The 20256-nt window shown below is 61.1% G+C and carries 17 protein-coding genes; 2 read left to right on the top strand and 15 right to left on the bottom strand.

Going from position 1 to position 20256, the window contains the following annotated elements:
* Positions 1-31: 31 nt before the first annotated feature.
* The 7 genes from D882_RS0127755 to hflK (D882_RS0127725) all read right to left on the bottom strand — a co-directional run bounded on the left by D882_RS0127755 (position 32) and on the right by hflK (D882_RS0127725) (position 8060).
* On the bottom strand, positions 32-820 hold the full coding sequence (locus D882_RS0127755) for a DNA-binding domain-containing protein (protein WP_027926246.1): 789 nt from the start codon (positions 818-820) through the stop codon (positions 32-34).
* On the bottom strand, positions 811-1656 hold the full coding sequence (locus tag D882_RS0127750) for a DUF692 domain-containing protein (protein ID WP_027926245.1): 846 nt from the start codon (positions 1654-1656) through the stop codon (positions 811-813). The genes D882_RS0127755 and D882_RS0127750 overlap by 10 nt, the downstream gene beginning before the upstream one ends.
* A gap of 67 nt (positions 1657-1723) precedes the next feature.
* Entirely contained in the window at positions 1724-1978 is a 255-nt protein-coding gene (locus D882_RS0127745; RefSeq protein WP_027926244.1) for a membrane protein, read from the bottom strand.
* Between the two features lie 118 nt (positions 1979-2096).
* Complete coding sequence (locus D882_RS0127740) at positions 2097-4007, bottom strand: cation-translocating P-type ATPase (RefSeq protein ID WP_027926243.1); 1911 nt, start codon at positions 4005-4007, stop codon at positions 2097-2099.
* Positions 4004-5062, bottom strand: a complete 1059-nt coding sequence (gene hflK, locus D882_RS0127735) for a protease modulator HflK (protein ID WP_027926242.1) — start codon at positions 5060-5062, stop codon at positions 4004-4006. Before hflK (D882_RS0127735) ends, D882_RS0127740 begins: the two co-directional genes overlap by 4 nt.
* A complete protein-coding gene (hflC, locus tag D882_RS0127730; protein WP_027926241.1) occupies positions 5059-6105 on the bottom strand; it encodes a protease modulator HflC in 1047 nt (348 codons plus the stop codon). The genes hflK (D882_RS0127735) and hflC overlap by 4 nt, the downstream gene beginning before the upstream one ends.
* Positions 6102-8060: a protease modulator HflK gene (gene hflK / locus D882_RS0127725; RefSeq protein WP_027926240.1), complete on the bottom strand. Its 1959-nt coding sequence runs from the start codon at positions 8058-8060 to the stop codon at positions 6102-6104. Before hflK (D882_RS0127725) ends, hflC begins: the two co-directional genes overlap by 4 nt.
* A gap of 216 nt (positions 8061-8276) precedes the next feature.
* On the opposite strand from hflK (D882_RS0127725), the gene lpdA reads away from it, so the two are divergent.
* Positions 8277-9677, top strand: coding sequence for a dihydrolipoyl dehydrogenase (lpdA, locus tag D882_RS0127720; protein ID WP_027926239.1), 1401 nt, complete (start codon positions 8277-8279; stop codon positions 9675-9677).
* Between the two features lie 120 nt (positions 9678-9797).
* Here the strand turns inward: lpdA and D882_RS0127715 are convergent, their stop codons facing one another.
* Positions 9798-10271, bottom strand: a complete 474-nt coding sequence (locus D882_RS0127715; protein ID WP_027926238.1) for an Lrp/AsnC family transcriptional regulator — start codon at positions 10269-10271, stop codon at positions 9798-9800.
* Between the two features lie 145 nt (positions 10272-10416).
* Between D882_RS0127715 and D882_RS0127710 the strand changes: the two genes are divergently transcribed.
* Positions 10417-11046 carry a LysE family translocator gene (locus tag D882_RS0127710; protein ID WP_027926237.1) on the top strand — a complete coding sequence of 210 codons (630 nt, stop codon included), beginning with the start codon at positions 10417-10419 and terminating at the stop codon, positions 11044-11046.
* Between the two features lie 3 nt (positions 11047-11049).
* Here the strand turns inward: D882_RS0127710 and D882_RS0127705 are convergent, their stop codons facing one another.
* The 7 genes from D882_RS0127705 to D882_RS0127675 form a co-directional block, all read right to left on the bottom strand.
* Positions 11050-13167 (bottom strand): hypothetical protein, encoded by a 2118-nt coding sequence (locus tag D882_RS0127705; protein ID WP_027926236.1) that lies wholly within the window; start codon positions 13165-13167, stop codon positions 11050-11052.
* On the bottom strand, positions 13154-14350 hold the full coding sequence (locus D882_RS0127700; protein WP_027926235.1) for a DUF3142 domain-containing protein: 1197 nt from the start codon (positions 14348-14350) through the stop codon (positions 13154-13156). Before D882_RS0127700 ends, D882_RS0127705 begins: the two co-directional genes overlap by 14 nt.
* A 63-nt stretch (positions 14351-14413) precedes the next feature.
* On the bottom strand, positions 14414-15241 hold the full coding sequence (locus D882_RS0127695; RefSeq protein WP_027926234.1) for a class I SAM-dependent methyltransferase: 828 nt from the start codon (positions 15239-15241) through the stop codon (positions 14414-14416).
* Positions 15235-16392: an acyltransferase gene (locus D882_RS0127690; RefSeq protein ID WP_027926233.1), complete on the bottom strand. Its 1158-nt coding sequence runs from the start codon at positions 16390-16392 to the stop codon at positions 15235-15237. The genes D882_RS0127695 and D882_RS0127690 overlap by 7 nt, the downstream gene beginning before the upstream one ends.
* Positions 16389-17282 carry a bifunctional 2-polyprenyl-6-hydroxyphenol methylase/3-demethylubiquinol 3-O-methyltransferase UbiG gene (locus D882_RS0127685; RefSeq protein ID WP_027926232.1) on the bottom strand — a complete coding sequence of 298 codons (894 nt, stop codon included), beginning with the start codon at positions 17280-17282 and terminating at the stop codon, positions 16389-16391. The genes D882_RS0127690 and D882_RS0127685 overlap by 4 nt, the downstream gene beginning before the upstream one ends.
* The gene (locus tag D882_RS0127680; protein WP_027926231.1) at positions 17279-18574 is read right to left on the bottom strand and encodes a glycosyltransferase; all 1296 of its coding nucleotides are present in this window, start codon (positions 18572-18574) and stop codon (positions 17279-17281) included. Before D882_RS0127680 ends, D882_RS0127685 begins: the two co-directional genes overlap by 4 nt.
* Entirely contained in the window at positions 18568-20133 is a 1566-nt protein-coding gene (locus tag D882_RS0127675) for a glycosyltransferase family 4 protein (RefSeq protein ID WP_256218497.1), read from the bottom strand. Before D882_RS0127675 ends, D882_RS0127680 begins: the two co-directional genes overlap by 7 nt.
* Between the last annotated feature and the right edge of the window lie 123 nt (positions 20134-20256).

Raw genomic sequence — 20256 nt, 5'->3', positions numbered from 1 at the left:
ATTAGCTGGCTATCGAATTAATAGCCGACTTCTATGATTTGCCACGCTGCAACCAACCATCGTGAATCCACTGCTTGAGCCAGGTCACAGCTTGAAGTGGTGCGCCCTCTCCATAGATGACTGTCAATTCGGAGCACAGTTCAGCAAAATTCCATCCCTGTTCAAACAGTCCTTTTAGAGCGTTGGCCTCTTCAGGTTCCAGGCTTCGATAGTGGCAAACCAGATCATTTCGACAGATCACCACAACGCTGGGAGCGTCGAGTCCCGTACTGCCAGGGAACTGCGTTTCATCCTTGGCTGATCGCCAAAGCGCCACACTGTTGAAAGCACATTCAAGCCATTGCAGCGAAGGACTGGGGCTGACTCGCAGCGTCGGCCAGTCGTGCGGCGCCAGCTCCGCCATGTCCTGCATCGTCAACGGCGTTCCCGGTGGCGCATCGAATGCCAGCGTGAAAGCCCACTCCAGAGCGGCGAGTTCGGCCAGTGGTGCACTTTGCTCTTGCACCAAGTGCTGGCGAATAAACGCTTTGAAGCCTTCGCCGAACCAGCGAAGGCTGTAGTGAGCCGAGGGATTTTGACGGATGTACGTGGTGGCGAGCCGTTCGAACTCGTCGTCACCTAGCCAGTTAAGGACTGCGGGATAGTCGCCGCGCAGCACTTCCTGCAGCCGGGCTTGGTAAGCGTTGTGATAAATCGCCAGCCCCGTGCAGACATCCAGCGTCGGGCCACCCATCAGGCTTGAGCCCAGCGCCAAGTCAGCTACCGAAGACTCTCCCGACAGGTAACGCTCAAAGGACTGTTGCCATTCGTTCAGGCGCATTTGTGCCTCCGGGCCAGCACGCTCTCGCCCAGCTCCCGGGCTTTTTGCAGTTCAGTGAGCAGTTCTGCAAACGGCGGAAAATGGTCATCGCGCTCCAGCAGCGTAGCAACAGGACCGAGGTAATCGAGGGTTCGTTGGTAAAGCGCCCAGACCGGATCGCTGACGGGATGGTCATGGGTGTCGATGACGTAATCGCCGTAATCGCTATGGCCGGCCAGGTGGAGCTGGCGAATCCTGTTCGCCGGCAAACCTTGAATGAAGGTCCACGGATCGAAGCCATGATTGCGTGAGCTGACATAGACATTGTTGACGTCCAGCAACAGCTCGCAATCGCTCAGCTGACTCAAGGCGCGAAGAAATTCCCACTCGCTGAAATCATCGCCGGCACTGCGCACATAGCTGGAGACGTTCTCCAATACCAAGGGGCGCTGCAAAACGTTTTGCACCTGGCGCACTCGACCTGCCACGTAATACAGGCTTTCTTCGGTGTACGGTAATGGCAACAAATCATGCAACTGATGGGCGTTGCCACGGCTCCAGCACAAGTGATCGGAAATCCACGCCGGTTTGACGCGATCAGCCAGCCGTTTGAGCTGTTGCAGATAGCCCGGATCGAGAGCATGCGGCCCGCCAATGGACAGCGACACACCATGCATCACCAGCGGATAACGCTCGGCGATGGCATCAAGGTAGTAGAGGGCTTTGCCGCCCTGCACCATGAAGTTTTCGGAGACAACTTCGAACCAGTCCACGGCCGGCGACTGATCAAGAATCTGTTGGTAGTAGGCACTGCGCAAACCCAGGCCATAACCCAGACAAGGAAGGGATGCAGACATTTGCGGACTCCTCGCAAAAAAGCCGCAGTGGCCATGGGTAGCCACTGCGGCGCCAAGCGGCGGTCGGTTATTCGCCGACCTTGCCGCCCGCTTTCATGCATTCGGCCTGAGTCATCGCCTTGAAGCCGTGCCCTTTGCAGACGCCCTGACCCTTGCAGGCGTTTTCTGCGGTTTTGCAATCGTTCATGCCTTTGCAGGAAGTCACGCCGTAGCAGTGAACCTGAGCCGCGTCGGCGGCTTGGGCCTGCGTGGCAACACCGGCAAACAAGGTTGCAGCGGCGAAGGCGAGAGCGGCACCAGCGGTAGCGGATTTGAAGTTCATTTTTGTATCCTCGGTGATCGTCAGGGTTGTCGGCTGGAACGTTGTTCAGTCCCGACACAGCACTAGAGAGCGCGGCCCCAACGGCGTTACAGAGGCATGCAAAAAAAATTCAGATCGTTCAACTCTCGTCTTTGAGCTTGAGCAAAGGCTCCTGAAAACGCAGCAAACGCCCAGCGTTGCCCAGTACCAGCAACGTGCTCAAGTTATGCAGCAACGCCGCAATCATCGCGCCCGCCGCACCGAGCCAGCCAAACGCAGCGAAGGCCACAATCGCCAGGGTCCAGCCCAAACCGATGATCACATTGACCTGTAAGGTCTGGCGACATTGGCGACTCAGACGCACACAGGTGCCGAGCCGACGCAGATCGCTGCCGATCAATACAATGTCAGCCGAGGCCAGCGCAATGTCCGCCCCACCCGCGCCCATGGCCACACCGACGACACCGGCCTTGAGCGCCAGGGAGTCGTTGATCCCGTCCCCGACCACCATCGGCCGAAAGCCGCTGCCGATTTCCTTGAGCACGCGATTAAGCTTGTCCTCCGGCAACGCCTGCGCCTCGACATCGCTGATGCCGACATCGCGGGCCAGCGTATGCGCGACGCTCTGCCGATCCCCGGTGAGCAGCAACTGCCGACCCAGGCCCAGTTCTCGCAACTCATTCAGGGCAAATCGCGCCTCGGGTTTGACACTGTCGGCCAGTAACAGCCAGGCGAGAAATTCACCTTTAAGCGCCAGCCCGGCAATCGGACCGTCGTGCTCAGGAACCGCCGACGTGGCAATGCCCAATTGCGCGAACAACTCCGGACGACCGAGGGCGGCCTCACCCTGTTCAGTCATCGCTACCACGCCCAATCCCTGGCGCTCATGGATGTCCGACAGCAACAGGAAATGCTCCTGCGTGACCAGCCCGGCGAGCGCACGACTGACCGGATGACTGCTGGCGGATCCGAGGCTGGCGGCCAGTTTCAGAACATGACTGCGGTCTTCCAGCGGACTGTCGATCGACTGCAGGCGCAGGGTGCCGAACGTCAGCGTACCCGTCTTATCGACCACCAGCGAAGTGAGGTCCGCCAGCTCTTCAAGGAACGCCGAACTGCGAATCAGAATGCCGTGCCGCGCCGCCACCGCCACCCCGGCAATGGCCGTTGCCGGTGCCGACAACACCAGTGCACAGGGACACGCCGCAACCAGCACCGCGAGCATTGCCTGAGCGTCATTGGTGACAAACCACGTCACTGCCGCCAGCAGTAGAACCAACACCATGTAGCTGCCAGCGTAACGCTCCAACAAACGAGTAATCGGCGGCTTGGAACGCTCGGCGCTTTGCATCAGCGCGATTACTTTACCCAGGGTCGACTCGTTGCCGGTGCGGGTCACTTCAATGCGCAGCAGCCCATCGAGGTTGATCGCACCGCCGAACACCGGCATGCCCACGGCGGCTTCCATCGGCACCGATTCCCCGGTAATCGAAGCGGTATCGAGGCTCGCCTGACCGGACAACACCCGACCGTCCGCCGGTACGCGATCACCGGCCCGCACCTCGACCAGATCGCCGGCCTTGAGGGTGCTGTTGTCGACTTCGAGGATCGAACCATCCAACTGCACCTTGCGCGCATGGCTGCGGGTCAGTTTGCCAAGCGCATGAATCGCCTCCTGAGAACCGATCACGCTACGCTCTTCCAGCACGTGGCCGAAGATCATGATGATCGGCAACAACGCGGCGGTCAGTAGATCACCCGTGGCCCAGGCACCCAGCATGGCGAGTGCGATCAACTGGTCGGTGATCCCGTGCAAGCTGGGGTAACGCAGGCTGTACCACGCCGAACGCATGACCGGCACGGCCACCAACAGCGAAGCAAAGCCAAGCAGCAATTGACTGACGCCGGTCTGTTCCGGTGACAGCCAGCGCCAGATCAGACCGAGCCCGAGCAAGCCCAGTGCGAGCATGGCCAGCGTCAGTTGGCGAGCGGCGCTGCGTTGTTCGGCCGAGGACAACATGCTCGGTGCGGCGGCGGATTGCGCGGTCATTGTGCAGCTCCCTGAATGATCAGGCGGGAATCGTCTTTCGGATCAACCGTGGTCACGGAACCGGCCTGACCAAGAATTTTCGGCATCCGTTCGCGGTAAATACGCAGCAGCATTTGCGGGTCGGTGCCCTGCTGTTGAGCCGTGGCCAGACTCAGGACGGTGGCGGTGTCGGCAGACGCTTTTGCCAGTCGTTCGCTGGCTTGGGCATGGGCCACTTGCAACGTTCGATCCGCTTGTTCGTTAGCGGCCTGGGTTGCCTTCTCGGCTTCGGTACGTGCGTTCGCCACGGCTTTGTCGGCTTGTTGACTCGCGGTCAGTACCGCGTTGAAGGCGTTAACCGCAGGGCCGGGCAAACTCGATTGCACGTCGACTCGGGCGACTTCGATGCCCAAGCCCTGCCCTGTTGCCCTCAGTTCGGCCAACCGCTGATTGATGCCCTGCACCAGATCACCGCGCAGACGTTCACGGCGTTCGGCAGCCTGATTGTCGGCGCCGATCAGCTCCGGACGCGCCACCAAAATGGTGTCCAGATCTCGCGCGGCGGTCAGGGCCACGGCACTGCGGGTGACCAACCGATCCAGCGCGGGCAGCACATGTTCACCTTGCAGCACGAACGCATAGGGCTCGGTGACTTTGTAGAACACCCGCACATCGAGTTGCACCACGCCGGCATCACCCGTCAGCAAATAGCCGGACCCGGCGAGTGCATCACTGAGCGGTGTGGCGAACGTGGCCACGCGATCAGCCTGCAAGGCGACATCACTGCGCAACAGGTTTTCCACCCGGCGTTCTATGACCCGATCAGCGGCGGGCAGTAAAACCACCTGCTCAAACGGTCGCGGCCACGCCAGTAATAAACCGGCATTCTGAATGCGATCCAGCGCCCCGAAATGCAGAACCACTGCGCGATTCTGTGGATCAATCTGCCGCACATTGGAGAACGCCCAAGCCAATGCAGCCAGAACCGTTACGGCATACAGCGCCAGAAAAGCCAGGCGTCCGGCCTGAATCCAGGGACTGCTTAACTCATGTGTTCCACGTGGAACTAAACTCATGGCTGCGACCCGGACTTGTTTTCGAGGGTCTGCGGGCCGTCAACCAACACCCGGAACGGCGCGGCATCGGTGCGCAATATCAGTTTGGTGCCCGGCGAAACAATGGTGCCCAAGGTGTCGAGGGAGCGCAGCAAGTTGTAGAGCTGCGGAGATCCGGCGTACGCACGGCCGTAAATCTGTGCTGCTTCGACCCGCGATTGAGCTTCGATGTCAGCCGCCTTTACCGTTGCATCGGCCTGCACAATTCGCGCATCCCGCTCGGCAGCGGACCGGATTTGCGCAGCTTCACGCTTGCCGATTGCGGTGCGTTCGGTCGCAATTGTTTCACGCTCGGCGCGCATGCGATCAACCGTGGCAGTGAGCGTTACCGACGGCAGGGTCAAACGTTCGATGCCGACTTGCAGCACGCGCACGCCATAAGTGGTGAGCAATTGCTGATCGATCTGCTGCCGCAGTTGCGCCTCAAAGTCGGCAATGTGCACTTGATTCGCATCGGTATTAACCAGGTTTGCCAAGTCAAAACTGCTGGCCGTGGTTTCCAGCGCGGAGCCGACAAACGTGCGGATCTGCCGTGCCGCTTCATCCGGCTGGTTTTGCACGGCGCGCATGAAGCGTTGCACGTTGTCTGGATCGCCCTGCACCTGCCACGCCACGTAGGCCTGAACGATGATGCGCAAACCGTCGCGGGTGCCGACATCCTGCAAACCACTGGAAGTGGTCCGTAGCCGCAAGTCGACAGGAATGGCCGCTTCAAACGGTGCCGGCCAGCGCCAGGCAAGACCCGGCTCCAGCAATACTCGCGATGGATTGCCGAAGCGCGTGATCACGGTGGCCTCCCCCGAGCGCACCTGGACCAGGCTGGCGGCAGCGATGGCAAACGCCACGAGCAACGCCGCCCAGCCCATGCGCCGCCATGGGAACGGGCCGGCTTCTTGTGGATCGCCGTGGTGATGATGGTGGTGCCCGTGGTGATGCCCATGTCCGCCATGGCCGTGATCGTGGCCGGCGTGGTCATCGTGATCGTGTGTGTGCGACTGGCTCAATGGGTAGCTCCTGGCTGGGCGCTCGTACGCGGCGACGCAGGATCAGCCGGCAGCGTGAATGTACGGAGGTCGATGGTCGGCGCATTACTGCTGCCACCCAGACGATGATCAAGAATCAGCAGCTTGGCGTTGGCCAGGCCCTGGCTCAGTTGGCTGAGGTATTGTTCGAGCACAAAGGCTTGGCCGGCGCTGGCGTAAGCTTTCCGTTCGGCGTTGAATTTCAGGTCTGCCGCCTGGGCCGTGGCGTTGATTTCATGCGCGCTGGCGGTCGCTTGGTCGCGGGCAATGCTGGCCTGCAGTTGCGCCTGGTTGGTCGCCTCCGCAGCCGCACCGCGTTCCCGCGAGATCAAGGCTTGCGCGCCAATCTGCGCAGCCTGCACACCGTGATAGGCATTGGCGGCGCCGGCCGGTGGGTGAATCGCCTCGACCACGGTGGCGAGAATTTCCACACCGCTATTGAGTTTCCGCAAGTCAGCCTGCACTGCCCGGCCGATCTCTTCAGCGAGCCCTACCCTGTCCTCGCCGAGCAAACCGTCGAGGGTTCGCGAGGCAAAGTCATGCACCAGAATCCGGCTGGCGGTACTGCGAATCAGCGTCGGCACGTCCGCGCTGTTGTAGGTGGCCGCCAGCGCCGCTTGATCGGTCAGGCCGATGCGATAGACAAAACGCACGTCCATGTTGACGATCTGGAAGCTCTGTTTGTCGGCGCGACTGCTGGCGATGACCTGGGATTTATCGTTCACGTGGCTGGCGTCCCATAGCCGATTGGCAATCGCCGGCGCCGGGCCTTCGGCAGGCTCGGGCACGACCGGTGTCGACGCTTCGCCAACACTGGTAGCCAACTCGTGAACTACGCCATTTTCAATATTCAGCACGCGCCCCAACGGCCACGGCAAACCAGCGTGCAAACCAGGTCCAAACACCTCCACCGGTTTGCCGAAACGCTCGTAGATGCCTCGCCCTTGCAACGGTATTTCGTGAATACCGGTAAGTGACCAGCCGACAAAGGCAATCACCGCCAGCACCGGCAAAAACGCCCGGCGCATGTAAGTGAAGGCCCAGATCTGCCGCAAGTCGATGCCAAAACGGTTGTGCAGTTCGTGTTGCAACGCAAGCAGCGGTTGCGGCGGCCAGCGCAGCATGTCGGCGACAAAACTGCGCGCCAGCAACGTCGGTTCCAGTTGTTCACGCTTCGGGCTGAACAGCGACAACACCGCACGCAGTAGCAACTCGACCGCGACCAGCCCCGGCAGCAAACCGATCAGCACCGCCAATCGCACCGGCCAGACCGAGGTTTCACTGGCGAACAACAGACACAACGCGCCGATCACCAGGCAAATGATTGCCACCCGCGTCAATTGCGCCAACGGCCCGGCTTCGGGCCATTGAGCGATGTTTTCCTGGGCCAGTTGCCGCTCGACCACCAGCAGACCAAACGCCAGCAGCAATGCCAGCGCCGCGCCGACGCTGGCCGATAACCCCAGCGCGGCGGGCGGTAATGCGAGGTTCCAGAACTGACTGATGCTGAACAACGTCAACAGCGCCCAACCGCCGAGCCAGAGCGTTGGCGCGCCGATCTGGCCAAGCATTCTCATCGAGCCCTGACTGAGTCGCTCCAGCAGCCGCTCATACCACCCTTGCGGTGCAACGGCTTCTTCGACCACGACCACGGACAGCGGCGGGTCCATCGCCTGCGTTCGCCACCGGGTCACCCACCAGGCGGATTGCAGACCGGCGACCAGCACCAGTAAAGCGGCGCTCTGACTCACCAACAACGCGCCCCACAATGACTGCGGCGCAAACAACCCGACAAACAACGCCAGCACCAGCCCGGCCGCAGCCAAAGCACTCAGGCCAATGGCGAACTGGCGCAATCGCCGCCCCTGAAAGAGCGCCTGCTGAAAGCGCGGCAGCCCTGCTACCTGCGCGCCATCGACTTCGAGATCGACTTGCATACCACCCCAGTGCTTATTCAATGCGGACATCGCGTTTCGTTACGATATAACGAAAGCAGTGAAATTTTTGTACTAAATCCTGTTATCTAAAGGCGCGGAACCTGTCGCTAGGCTGAAGCCTTGACCGAAACTGCGATAAACGCTCATATTACGCTCGTAATTTTTATCAACTACTACGGTTAACCAGCCCGATCCCTTCACTTCAGGAGTACATCCATGAGCAGCTACGACGTCGTGATTCTGGGCGGTGGCCCCGGTGGTTATAACGCCGCGATCCGTGCCGGCCAGCTGGGCTTGAAAGCGGCCTGCGTCGAAGGTCGCGCGACCCTGGGCGGCACTTGCCTGAACGTCGGCTGCATGCCGTCCAAGGCGCTGTTGCACGCTTCCGAACTCTACGACGCGGCCATGGGCGCGGAATTCGCCAACCTGGGCATCGACGTCAAACCCACCCTCAACCTCGCCCAGATGATGAAACAAAAGGATGAAAGCGTTACCGGGCTGACCAAGGGCATCGAGTTTCTGTTTCGCAAAAACAAAGTCGACTGGATCAAGGGCTGGGGCCACATCGACGGGCCGGGCAAAGTCACGGTCACCGACAGTGCCGGCGGCAAGACCGAGCTGAGCGCCAAGGACATCATCATCGCCACCGGCTCCGAGCCCACTCCCCTGCCGGGCGTCGACATCGATAACCAACGCATTCTCGATTCCACCGGGGCGCTGTCGCTCGCCGAGGTGCCCAAACACCTGGTGGTGATCGGTGCCGGCGTCATTGGCCTGGAACTGGGCTCCGTGTGGCGGCGCCTGGGTGCTCAAGTCACGGTAGTCGAATTTCTCGATCGCATCTGCCCGGGGGTGGACATTGAGGCTGGCAAAACCCTGCAGCGCTCGCTGAGCAAACAGGGCATCACCTTCAAGTTGAGTTCGAAAGTCACCAGCGCCACGTCAACGGCGAGCGGTGTTCAGCTCAGCATTGAACCGGCGGCCGGCGGCACCGCCGAATGGCTGGAGGCCGATTACGTGCTGGTGTCGATCGGGCGCCGGCCGTACACCCAAGGCCTGGGTCTGGAAAACGTCGGCCTCGTCACGGACAAGCGCGGCATGCTCGCCAACAAGGGTCACCGCACCGAAGCGCCTGGCGTGTGGGTAATCGGTGACGTCACGTCCGGGCCGATGCTCGCCCACAAGGCCGAAGACGAAGCCATGGCCTGCGTGGAACAGATTGTCGGCAAGGCCGGCGAAGTGAATTACAACCTGATTCCCAGCGTGGTCTACACCAAACCGGAGCTGGCCAGCGTCGGCAAGACCGAAGAGCAGCTCAAGGCCGAAGGTCGCGCGTACAAGGTCGGTAAATTCCCGTTCACTGCCAACAGCCGGGCCAAGATCAACCACGAAACCGAAGGCTTCGCCAAAGTGCTGGCCGATGAACGCACGGACGAAATTCTCGGCGTGCATCTCGTAGGCCCGAGCGTCAGTGAAATGATTGGCGAGTATTGCGTGGCGATGGAATTCAGCGCCTCGGCCGAGGACATTGCGCTGACGTGCCATCCGCACCCGACACGGTCGGAGGCGTTGCGTCAGGCGGCGATGAATGTGGAGGGGATGGCGACGCAGATGTAAGGCTGTAGGTTTTCGTTATCCGGTCTACCGCTGTCGCGAGCAGGCTCACTCCTACAGTTGATTTGTGGCGTTCACAAAACCGTGTAAAAGTGAGCCTGCTCGCGATGGGGGCGATGCGGTCTAAAGCGGAAGATGCCCCAACGGCAACGCCCCGGGCGTCTTCACCGTGTGAATCGCAAAGTTACTGCGGATATCGCTCACACCCGGCAACTTCAGCAGCCTCTCGGTGAGAAAGCGGTCATACCCACGCAAATCCGGCACCACCACCTGCAGTAAAAAATCCGATTCACCAGACACCAGAAACGCCGAAATCACTTCCGGCAACGCCGTTACCGCCACACGGAACGCTTCGGCTTGCTCGTCGTTGTGACGCTCGACCTTGACCCCGACAAACACCGTCAGCCCTAGCCCCACTTCATCGCGATCCAGATTCGCCTGATAACCGCGAATCACCCCGGCCTCTTCCAGCATCCGCACTCGACGCAAACAGGGCGAGGCAGACAAACCGATTTCGTCAGCCAATTGCACATTGCTCAGTCGACCGTCCCGTTGCAGGGCCGCGAGGATCTTGCGGTCGTAGGCGTCCAGTTTCATGGTTCGGCAGATCCTGATGGTTCAATCATGTTAAAGCAGCAGGTTATGCCAATTTTCCATGCTTTAGAAGCTGACTTCGCAACCACCTGCCCTGCCCTTGCGTCCTAGACTGGCCCTACCGAATCGACAACGAAAGGGGCGCAACATGGCAGGACTCTGGCTGTTTTTCATGGCATTGGCGGTGGTGTATTTGTTGCCTGGGCCGGACATGATCCTGCTGTTGCAAACCGGCGCCCGTCAGGGAAAAGGAGCGGCATTGGCGACGGCGGTGGGCTTGGGGATTGCCCGTGGCTGCCATGTGGCGTTGGCCGCGTTGGGGTTGGCGGCATTGTTCAAAGCGGCGCCCTGGACGTTCGATGTGGTACGTCTGGCCGGGGCCGCGTATCTGCTGTGGATGGGTATTCAATGTCTGCGGACGACGATGCTGCCGAACCTGAACGGCACCGAAACGACGGCAGTAAAACCGCGCTGGTCGGCGTCGATTCAGCGCGGCCTGCTCACCAATTTGCTCAACCCCAAGGCGTTGCTGTTCTGTTCGGTGCTGCTGCCACAGTTCATCGATCCACACGCCGGTTCAGTCCTCAGGCAATTCGCGATCCTGGGCATGGTGCTGGTCAGTATCGGCTTCCTCTTCGACAGCGCCTACGCATTGGTCGGCGCGGCACTGGGCCGTTGGCTGCAACGCAGTCCTTCGGCCCAGCGACTCCAGCAATGGCTGTTTGGCAGCCTGTTGATCGGTTTCGCAGTGCGCCTGACCTTTGTGCAACAAGCGTAAGCCTTACCGCGTCCGACGACGGCGACGGTTGATCAACAGCAATGCCACCGCCGTCACGCCGACGACACCGCCGATCTGCAGCGGCCACTTGTAGGGCCGCAGTACGGAACGCGTTGCGTCAGTGGCCTGGGTTACATATCGCTTGCTGGCGTTTTCGAAGTCGGGATAAGGGCACTGGTGACCAAAATCCACCGCCCAATCCACATAAGGTCCTTCTTTTACATAGCGCTGGTACAGCGCACTTTGCTCTTCAAGGCTGCTGTTCCAGCCCGCCGCCGCGCACAGCACCGCCGCAAACGCCTGGCTGGTGTGCGGCAAGTTATCAGCGGCGCGACTGGCCAATGCCGTGGCCACGAACCGATAGTGATAGCGCTCGTCAGGTTTGGCGGCACTGGCTTGCTGGCGCCGGACTTCACCTTCAGCCACTAACGGTCCGACCTTCAGCTCAGTGTTTTCGAGGCTGTAATTGCCGCCAAACGTGGCGTAGTCCGGGGCCATCTCGTAACCGAGAATGTCCATGCCCCACTCGCGCGCCGTCCAGGCGGCATTGAACAGGGCGGCGGCGCGTTTGGTCGGCCACCATGCTGCATCAGCCAATTGACGCTGTTGCGCATACAACCGGGCTTTCTTCTGCAGATCAGGATTGTCGAAGTACACCAGCGCTTCGTCGTAACGCTCTTCGCGCAACAACCGACGGCCGAGCAGATTTCGCAGTTTCGCCGCCACCGGCAGTGGCACGTAGTTGTCACGGTCCTGCTGGGTCAATGGCGGTGGCTTGGGCACCTGAGTGTCGACGTAATGCTTGAGTTCATCGACGGTCAGCACCCGTTCGGCCACCGTCGCGGCATCGAACCAGTAGAGGCTTTGGCTGCGATACAACTGATCGAACGCTTGCAGATAATCCCCGCGTTGCAGCGCCAGAATTGCGCTTTCGCCTTCGACCCGACACTTGGGCTGAAGCGTTTCGTAATCGTAGTCCGGCGTGCGACGCTCACCCCACGATTCATTCTGCGGGAACGCTTGAGCCGCCTTCGCATACGCCGCAGCCGCCGCGGTTTTATCGCCATCGCGCAACGCCAGTTTCGCCCGCAACCACCACGCCAGGCCGCCGTCACCGGCGTGTTCCAGGAAGGCCTTGGCGCTCGCGTAATCGCCTTGTTGATAATTCATCGCGGCCAGTCGATCCGCGTTATCCAGGCTGCCGCGGGTGCTGCTTTGCAGCAGTTTGATCAGTTTCAATTCGTTGGGTGGTTGATCACCAAATGACCAGCCCAGGCGGCTGATCAACGACGCGGTGACCAGTTGTTGTACCGGTTTACCTTTGAGCAACGCGGTCAATTGATCGTCAGGCATCGCCAGCAGATCGGCCATCAGCAGCTTCAATGAGGTGTAACCCACCGCCGAGCCGTGCAGGTTTTGCGTGGCGTAGAGTTCGATGGCGCTGTCCCAGTCGCCAGCGGTACGGGCCACCCGAGCTTCTTCGCCGAGGCTGGCGACACCCAGTTCCAGCGGATCGCTGAAGCCATCGATACTCAGCTGACGGGTTTGCTCGAACGCCTTGCGCGACTGCGCCAGCCGATCGGGTGATGCGTCCACCTCGGCGCTCATGGCAAACAGCGTCCGGCCCAGCGAATACGCGGCCCAGGTGCTGCGCAAGGCGCGTTGATCGGCCGGCAGCTCCAGCACTTTTTCGAAGTATTCGGCAGCCAAACGATGATCGCCCGCACTGAATGCCGCAGCGCCCGCCAGATACAGCTTGAGCTCGGCCGGCAGGCTCGCACCTTGTTCTTCGACCTGATGCGCCTGCGGCAGGCTGCGCAATTGTTTCACCAGCGCTTGCTGTTCCGCCGTCAGCCCGGTCTGCTCAGCGGTGTCCCGCTGCGCTGCGTAATCCGTCGCCTCCATACTGTAGGGCGACTGCGCGACATTCTTGAGCCCCGCGATCGCATGCCCGAGTCGATTGACTTCAAACTGGAAGTTGCCTTCCGGCAGCTCCGCCAATGACTGGCTGCGGTTATCCAGCAGGCGCATCGGGAAGTCCGGCCCGCAGGCCAGCGCCGAACCCAGCGGCAGGCTAAGGCTCAGGCAGAGCAGATGGCGGGGCCAGTTACGGGGAAACATTCGAACCTCCTTGATCAATTTTTGTGCAGCGTGCCCAACCGATTGCACGCTGCCCACCGGCGGCTATTCGGCCGTCGCTAAGGCGGGTGAAGGTAAGCAGATCGGGGCTTTGTTGCAACGCGTAACCGGCCAGCGCATCGGCGCCGTCACAACCCTGCGCGGCCAGGGTCACGCGTTCGGGCCACGGGCTGTCGAGGTTGCCCTGGTTGCTGACGCTGATGTCATAGAGGCCGTCGTGCGCACTAAGTTTCACACTCAAGCGGCTGTCGAGTGCGTCACCGCGTGCCACCGCAGCCAGGGTTGTCAAACTCCAGGCCCGACGGTCGCCCGCCAGCGGCAGGCGAAACCAGATCAGGCCGGCCAGATGAGCCGGCGGATCGGCGCGTAAATCCATGGCGAGTGTGCGCAGTTGCAATGGATCAGCCAGCAGTTCACGGCGTTCGCCGCCACGTCCCACCGGCACTTCGCTTTCCACCACCGGCGCACCACTGGCGCCGGACAATAAGGCCACGCCGTAGGCCGGGAGTGCCAGATAGAAAGGCTTCGTCGTGACGCGCCCCCAGCCCTTGGCCCACTTTCGTGCCTGATCCGGGTCGAACAACCCGCGCCGAGGATCGCTCACCGCGTGCACCTGCAACACGCTGCTGTCGACGGTCGATAACAGCGCCGGCAGTTCGGGGCTGTCCAGCCAGGCCGGCAGCGCCGTGATGCTCAGCGGTAATGTGGTCGGTAAAGCCGCGCGCAGGTGCGTTAGAAATGCTCGATAGGCCGCTAGCCGGGCATTCCCCGCATCATGGTCAATTTCCACACCAGACAGCGTCAGCCCCTGGCCTTGCCAGTCGCTGAGCAGCTGTTGGATTTGCGCAGTGACCTCATCCTGGTCCAACGACTGGAGCTGACCATCCAGGCGAATCACCGCGATCAGCGGCCGATCATCGCGTTTAAGCAACGCCGCATCGACCCGTGCACGACGCCAGCCGTCCTTGGGAAACACCTGTAAGGCCAACACCCGTAACGTCGAAAAGTCCCCACGACTGTCGCGCAGGGCCGCGTCATGGGCGGGCGTCCATTGCCGTTGCCAGACGTAGAGTTGTTGATCGAGCGGCGGCACGTCGTGTTGCTCGCAGCCGTTGAGCAGCATCAGCACCGTCAGCCAGACGATCAAACGCGGGGAAAACACCATTGAAACCCTTGAGCCAAAACCGACCTTTGTAGCAGCTGCCGTAGGCTGCGGCTACCTGGGCGTCTACACCATCGGCTTGCGGGCGATGATCACCTGACTTTTCGCCACGACCGCGTCCAGCGCCTGTTTGATCTGTGCGCCGCGAGGGGACGCCAGCACCGCTTGCCAAGTGTCGGCCCAGTGGTTGAGCAACGGGTGGTCGGCATTGCTGAAGTCGACCTTGGCTTCCCAAAACAGCAACATCCACATCGACCAGTAAAACCCGTACTGGCTGTGGCTGAGCACTTCCAGGCCGGCATCGCTGACCATCGCCTTGAACTGCTCTTCGCTGATGATGCGAATGTGGTTGGGCTTCTGGAAATACTCCGGCGCGGCGATGTCCTTTTGCAGGTCTTCGGAGCTCGGGTGCGGAACGCTGAGCAAATACAGCGCCCCCGGCTTGCCGACCCGCACCAGTTCGGCGAGGAACTGCGCAGGATCGTCCACATGCTCGATGACTTCGGTGGACACCACACGGGTAGCGGTGGCGTCGGCAATCGGCAGCGGATTGCAGTCGGTGACATGACATTCAACATCGCGCGCCGGGGTATCGCCGAGGCGCTGGCGGGTGGCTTCGACCTTGGCCGCGTCGATGTCGGCGATGATGATCTTCGCCCCGCGCATGCCGCAGAAATGCACGTTGCCGCCGTCACCACAGCCCACGTCCAGCAGCGTGTCTTCGGCGCTCACCGGGAACCCGGTGAACAGCTCGCCGGTTTGCTGATTGAACCAGCCACTGAGCATCGCATCGTGCAGGCCGAGCATGTACGGGTCGACTTTCTCGACCTTGTCTGCCGCAGGCGTCGCGGGAGCGGGCGTGCCCGCCGTGAGTTTCTTCAAAAGGCTCAGCATGAGGTAGCTCCAGAGGATGGGACGGCTGTTCGGGACGTGCTCAGGCGTTTGACCAGCGAGGCGCCGCGGTTGCGCATGGGCATTTCGATGTAGCGGTAGTTGAGTTCACTCAGCAGCACGATCAGGCCGCCCGCCATCAGCAACGTCAGGACCGGATGGCCCGCCGGGCTGGGCAGCCCGGCAGCCTGTAAGCGGAACGTGAATTCACGCACCAGCAAGTAGGCCGGGATGTGGATCAGGTAAATCCCGTAAGACCGGCTGCCGACCCACGTCATGACATTTTTCAGCAGGCCTCGAGGCAGCAGATAATCACGGTTGTAAGACGCGACCCAAACCAGCACCGCGCACAACACGGCAATCACGCCGATGCGGTATTGGGTAAAGGTAAAGCGATCAGTCGCCATGAAACTGAGCGCCAGCGACAGCACGATCAACGCCAATACGCCAGCCCAGGGGCGACGCAGAAACGTCGGTTCCCAGCGCCGGTACGAAGGCTGCGCACTCCACATCGCCAACAACACGCCGAGGGCCAGCGCATCGGTGCGAACCACCATCAGGATCGGTGTGCGCAACGTGAAAATCTGCACCGCGACCAACGCCAGCAACGCCCAGACCAGATGCTTGCGGCAGACCAGGATCAGCAGCGGAAACAGCAGGTAGAACTGCTCTTCCAGCGACAGGCTCCAGTACACAAAACTGGTGCCGTATTCGTAGTGATAGAAGCTGTCGGCGAAGCGGAAGTTGGCGTATTGCGCCACACCGGCCAGCGTCGCCTGCACGTTGGCGTGCAGCGTACCGAACGCACCGGAGCGGTTGAGAAAGAGGCACGCCAGCAACATCAGCACCAGCCACAACCAGGCCGACGGCAACAATCGAAAGGCTCGGCGCAGCCAGAAATTACGCGTCTGCTGCCAGTACTCCTGACGGGTGCTGCACCCTTGCAACGCCGGGATCAAACTGCGCGCGATGACAAATCCCGAGATCGCGAAAAACAGATCGACGCCCCACCACGGCTGACCGAACGCGGTAATGGTTTGCAGCAACGGCACCGAGGCTGCAAAGAGGCTGTCTTGCAGGTGATGAAACAGCACGCCAAGTACCGCGATACCGCGCAACAACTCGATGTCCATGATCCGTTTGTCATTACTCATGCCGTCCTCCTGGACGCTGCATCGGCATTCACCGGTTTGCGCGCAATGATCACCTGGCTCTTGGGCATGAACTGATCGAGCATCTGCTTGATCGCCAAACCGTCGGGTTGCGCCAGCAAGTCTTGCCAGGTTTTCGCCCAGCTTTCCATCAGCGGCGGGTACGGCGCCTGAATGCGGTCACGCACCGCGCCGCCCAGATCCCGACCGGCAGCCCGCTCGCTGGCCCAGAAGAAGATCATGCCCATCACCCAGAAAAACCCGGTGGCCTGACGATGCTCGATCACCAGCCCCGCGTCCTCCACCAGTGCGGCAAAGCGTTCCGGGGTAAAAATGTGTACGTGATTGGGCGATTGGAAGTAATTCGCCGGGGCGATGCCCTTTTGCAAATGTTCGCCCACCGGTGCCGGAACGCTGAGCAGGTACAACGCACCAGGTCGGCCCATGCGCACCAACTCGGCCATGAACGGCTCCGGTTGATCGATATGCTCCAGCACTTCCATGCACACCACTTTGCTCGCGCAACCGTCCGCCAGCGGCAATGGCAGGCTGTTGCTGACCAGACCGAGATTGGCTTTATCCGATTGCGTCTCCACTTGCCGGGCCAGGTCGCGGACCTTGTCATGTTCGCTGTCGGTGAAGATCACCGACGCGCCTTGGCGCACCGCAAACAAGGTGGCGACCCCTTCGCCACAGCCGACGTCCAGCAAGGTGTCGTCGGCGGTAATGGCAAACCCCTTGAGCAGTTCGCCACTGTCACCTGAAAACCAGCCGTCATGCATCGCATCATGCAAACCGACTTCTCTTGGCGACACACGGGTGGGCTCAACCAGCAACGGCGCGGGTTCTGGCTTCGCTTCAGGAAAGAAACGTCTGACCAATGCGCGGATCATGCCTCGGGGGTTTCCACGGCGCGGGTTTCGAACAGCCGGGCAAAAAAGGCCTTCAGGCGCTGCTCGGCAGTGGCCTGGCTGCAGAATGCCTTGAGGCTGGCCACGGCGTGCGCGGACATCTGCGCATAACGTTCAGGGTCGTTCCTGGCGACGTCGTAGCTTGTCCGGTATGCGCGGCACAACGACGACCAGTTGGTGACGTATCGCAATGTCCGGAACGCCCGGCGCGGATCATGCGGCCAGGCGGTCAGTTCGTCCGTGGACTCGATGAGGAACGCATTGTCGACATCCAGGTAATCGATCATCGCCGTGGTCCGTGGCGCCACCGCCGGTTTTCCACAGGACATGAACTCCATCAGCGGCAGGCACTGGCCCTCGCCGTAGGACGTGTTGACTGCGTAACTGGTCGCCTGCACCAGACGCTCATAATCCGCATCCGCGAGGTAGCCATAAATCAGCACGATGCGGCAGCGATAGGACTGGTTTTTGTACAGGTGGTGAAGGATGTCGGTCAGCGCGGCTTCGGCATCGTGGTGGGTCAGTTTGAGCACCAGTGTCGCGTCATCCACTTCGCGGAACGTCACGCAAAAAGCACTGAGCATGTCTTCCCAGTTCTTGCGCCCGTCGCCGGGGTTGAACACCGAGGTGTAGATCACGCCGTCCAGAACCAACTCGTGTTCACGTGGCGGGGCCTCGAAGTCGATGCCTACGCCTTCGCGCGATGACGCAGGCCCGAAGGCTCGCAAGTCGAGTTCGCGGCTGTCGGCCAGCAGCCCTTTGATCTTCAATCGCACCTGGCTGGCCAAGGGCTGACGCTGCAATTGCGCGCCGCGCTCGGCAAACCGGTCCCACACCGGAGCCGGCACCGCGACGATCGGATAGTCGGCGCCCATCGCCTCGCGCGCTGCCGTCACGGTGTAGCTGGAATGCGTAATCGCCGCACCTGCTGCCCGCAACACCGTGCGCCAGTCATTGAGCGGGTCACCGGCAAAGGGCTCGTTGGGGATGGTGCTGAACTCCCACGCGAACACCGGCAGCGTCGGGCAAGCAAGATTGACCGGCGTGCGATGAGGGGGCGAAAACGACAGAAACACGCAGTCTTCGCCTCGGGACAGACACTCCCGGTACAAGGCATCAACTTCAGTCTGCGGGTCGCGGACTTCCACCACGCGCCCCAGCCTTTCCAGCACGGGCCGGTACTCCTTGAGCACGAAGTAGTAGCTGTATTCCGAACGGCCCAGGTTCTGGGCGATGGTGTGCTGGTTGGTTTCCGAATGAATGATGATCAGCATGCGGCGTTATCCGTTGCGGTCGCTGCCGGCGAGCCCTGTGGCGCAAGCCCGAAAAAGTCCGCCAGGCGCTTTTGCACCGGGGCGAAAGCGCAATAGTCGTGCATACGCTCGACGGCGGCTTGGGACATGCGCCGATAGTCCTGCGGTTGCGCCTTGGCCATCCGGTAGCTGTTTTCGTAGGCTGTTTTAAGCGAACCCCAGTCCGGTCGATAGCGCAGGGTGCGGTAGATGATCCGGGTGTCCTGCGGCCAGATGGTCAGTTCTTCGCTGGACTTGACCACAAAGGCCACGCGCTCATCGATGTAATCTTCCATGGCCGTGTGATCCGGGGCGATCACCGGTTTGCCGCTGGCCATGAATTCCATCAGCGGCAGGCACAGCCCTTCGCAGCGCGAGGCATTGACGTAGAAACTGGCCGCTGCGTAAAGCCGGGCGTATTGCGGATCGTCCAGGTAACCGTGCATCACCACCACCCGACAGGCGAATGGCGAGAGTTGCGCGAGCAAGGTCATCAGCTCGTCGTAGTAAGACGACAGGTCGCTTTGGGTAATCTTCAGCACCAGCGTGGCGTCAGACGTTTCACGAAAGGCCCAGCAGAATGCGGTGATCAAGTGATGCCAGTTCTTGCGCCCGTCACGCGGGTTGAACACGGTGACGTAGATCACGCCATCGACCCGGGTTTCTACCAAAGAGGTGGTGTCTGGCCAATTGCGCGGTTCAGGTTCTGGCACAGCCATTGTCAGCGGGCCGGCGATGGCTGGCAGGTATTCGGCCACTCGAGCATGCGCTGCATCGGAGAGCAAATCGCGGATGCCTTCCCAGTACCACTGGCTGAGATAGTGCGTGCGAGGCAATGGAACCGGCAGCGTTTTGCCCATGTCCCGGCGCCACATGTGCAGGTAATGCCGGGCAATGACCAAGCGGCGTTTCAGTGTCAGTGGCGGCGGCTTCAACGCTTCCAGCGCCGCGAGTTCCTCGGCCGTGGGCGGCGACGGAATCAGCGCATCGGCGCTGAGCCCGAGGGTACGCGAATCGAAAATGCAGCCCTTGATGTCCAGCGTCGAACCGGTGTTCACCGGGACGCTGGTGTGCTGGCTGCGAATGGCCGCAAAGTTTTCCCACAACGGCGTCGGCAACACCAGCACCGGGAAGTCCTCACCCATGGACCGACGAATCGCCCGGGCGGTATGAGTGGATAGCGTGATCACCCGGCCCTGACGCGCGAGCATTTGCGTCCAGTCCTGACGCGGGTCGTTGTCCCACTGCTCATCGGGAATCGAATCAAACTCCCAGGCCACCACGCAGATCGTCGGGCACTCAAGGTCGTTCGGGGTTTTCTGTGGCGGCGTAAAAGACAGGAACAGACTGTCCTCGCCAGCGGCCAGCAGTTGTTTGTAGAGGGGATCGACCTCGGCGGTGGAGGACACCATGTGCACGCGCCCAAGGCTTTCGAGCACCGGGCGATACGCCTTGAGCACGAAGTAGTAGCTGTATTCGGGACGACCGAGGCTCTGACTGATCGAGCTGTCGTTGACGTCCGAGTAAAGAATGAAATTCATGGCATCCCACGATGAAACCGCCATCCCGGCAGCCCCACTCTATGACGGCAAAGCCAACAGAGCGCCGGTGTTTGCCGGTCGTCGTCCATCGTCTTTTTGCTCGTCTACGTTCTTGTTTTAATG

The organism is Pseudomonas sp. URMO17WK12:I12, assembly GCF_000514395.1.
Classification (GTDB): Bacteria; Pseudomonadota; Gammaproteobacteria; order Pseudomonadales; family Pseudomonadaceae; genus Aquipseudomonas; species Aquipseudomonas mucoides.
Note: the sequence above shows the minus strand (reverse complement) of the source record. Positions and strands in the feature narration are given on the sequence as shown.

Excerpts from the sequence above, each read along its gene's own strand:
- D882_RS0127755 (WP_027926246.1), bottom strand. The coding sequence starts at position 820 with ATGCGCCTGAACGAATGGCAACAGTCCTTTGAGCGTTACCTGTCGGGA.
- D882_RS0127750 (WP_027926245.1), bottom strand. The coding sequence starts at position 1,656 with ATGTCTGCATCCCTTCCTTGTCTGGGTTATGGCCTGGGTTTGCGCAGT.
- D882_RS0127745 (WP_027926244.1), bottom strand. The coding sequence starts at position 1,978 with ATGAACTTCAAATCCGCTACCGCTGGTGCCGCTCTCGCCTTCGCCGCT.
- D882_RS0127740 (WP_027926243.1), bottom strand. The coding sequence starts at position 4,007 with ATGACCGCGCAATCCGCCGCCGCACCGAGCATGTTGTCCTCGGCCGAA.
- hflK (WP_027926242.1), bottom strand. The coding sequence starts at position 5,062 with ATGAGTTTAGTTCCACGTGGAACACATGAGTTAAGCAGTCCCTGGATT.
- hflK (WP_027926240.1), bottom strand. The coding sequence starts at position 8,060 with ATGCAAGTCGATCTCGAAGTCGATGGCGCGCAGGTAGCAGGGCTGCCG.
- lpdA (WP_027926239.1), top strand. The coding sequence starts at position 8,277 with ATGAGCAGCTACGACGTCGTGATTCTGGGCGGTGGCCCCGGTGGTTAT.
- D882_RS0127715 (WP_027926238.1), bottom strand. The coding sequence starts at position 10,271 with ATGAAACTGGACGCCTACGACCGCAAGATCCTCGCGGCCCTGCAACGG.
- D882_RS0127710 (WP_027926237.1), top strand. The coding sequence starts at position 10,417 with ATGGCAGGACTCTGGCTGTTTTTCATGGCATTGGCGGTGGTGTATTTG.
- D882_RS0127705 (WP_027926236.1), bottom strand. The coding sequence starts at position 13,167 with ATGTTTCCCCGTAACTGGCCCCGCCATCTGCTCTGCCTGAGCCTTAGC.
- D882_RS0127700 (WP_027926235.1), bottom strand. The coding sequence starts at position 14,350 with ATGGTGTTTTCCCCGCGTTTGATCGTCTGGCTGACGGTGCTGATGCTG.
- D882_RS0127695 (WP_027926234.1), bottom strand. The coding sequence starts at position 15,241 with ATGCTGAGCCTTTTGAAGAAACTCACGGCGGGCACGCCCGCTCCCGCG.
- D882_RS0127690 (WP_027926233.1), bottom strand. The coding sequence starts at position 16,392 with ATGAGTAATGACAAACGGATCATGGACATCGAGTTGTTGCGCGGTATC.
- D882_RS0127685 (WP_027926232.1), bottom strand. The coding sequence starts at position 17,282 with ATGATCCGCGCATTGGTCAGACGTTTCTTTCCTGAAGCGAAGCCAGAA.
- D882_RS0127680 (WP_027926231.1), bottom strand. The coding sequence starts at position 18,574 with ATGCTGATCATCATTCATTCGGAAACCAACCAGCACACCATCGCCCAG.
- D882_RS0127675 (WP_256218497.1), bottom strand. The coding sequence starts at position 20,133 with ATGAATTTCATTCTTTACTCGGACGTCAACGACAGCTCGATCAGTCAG.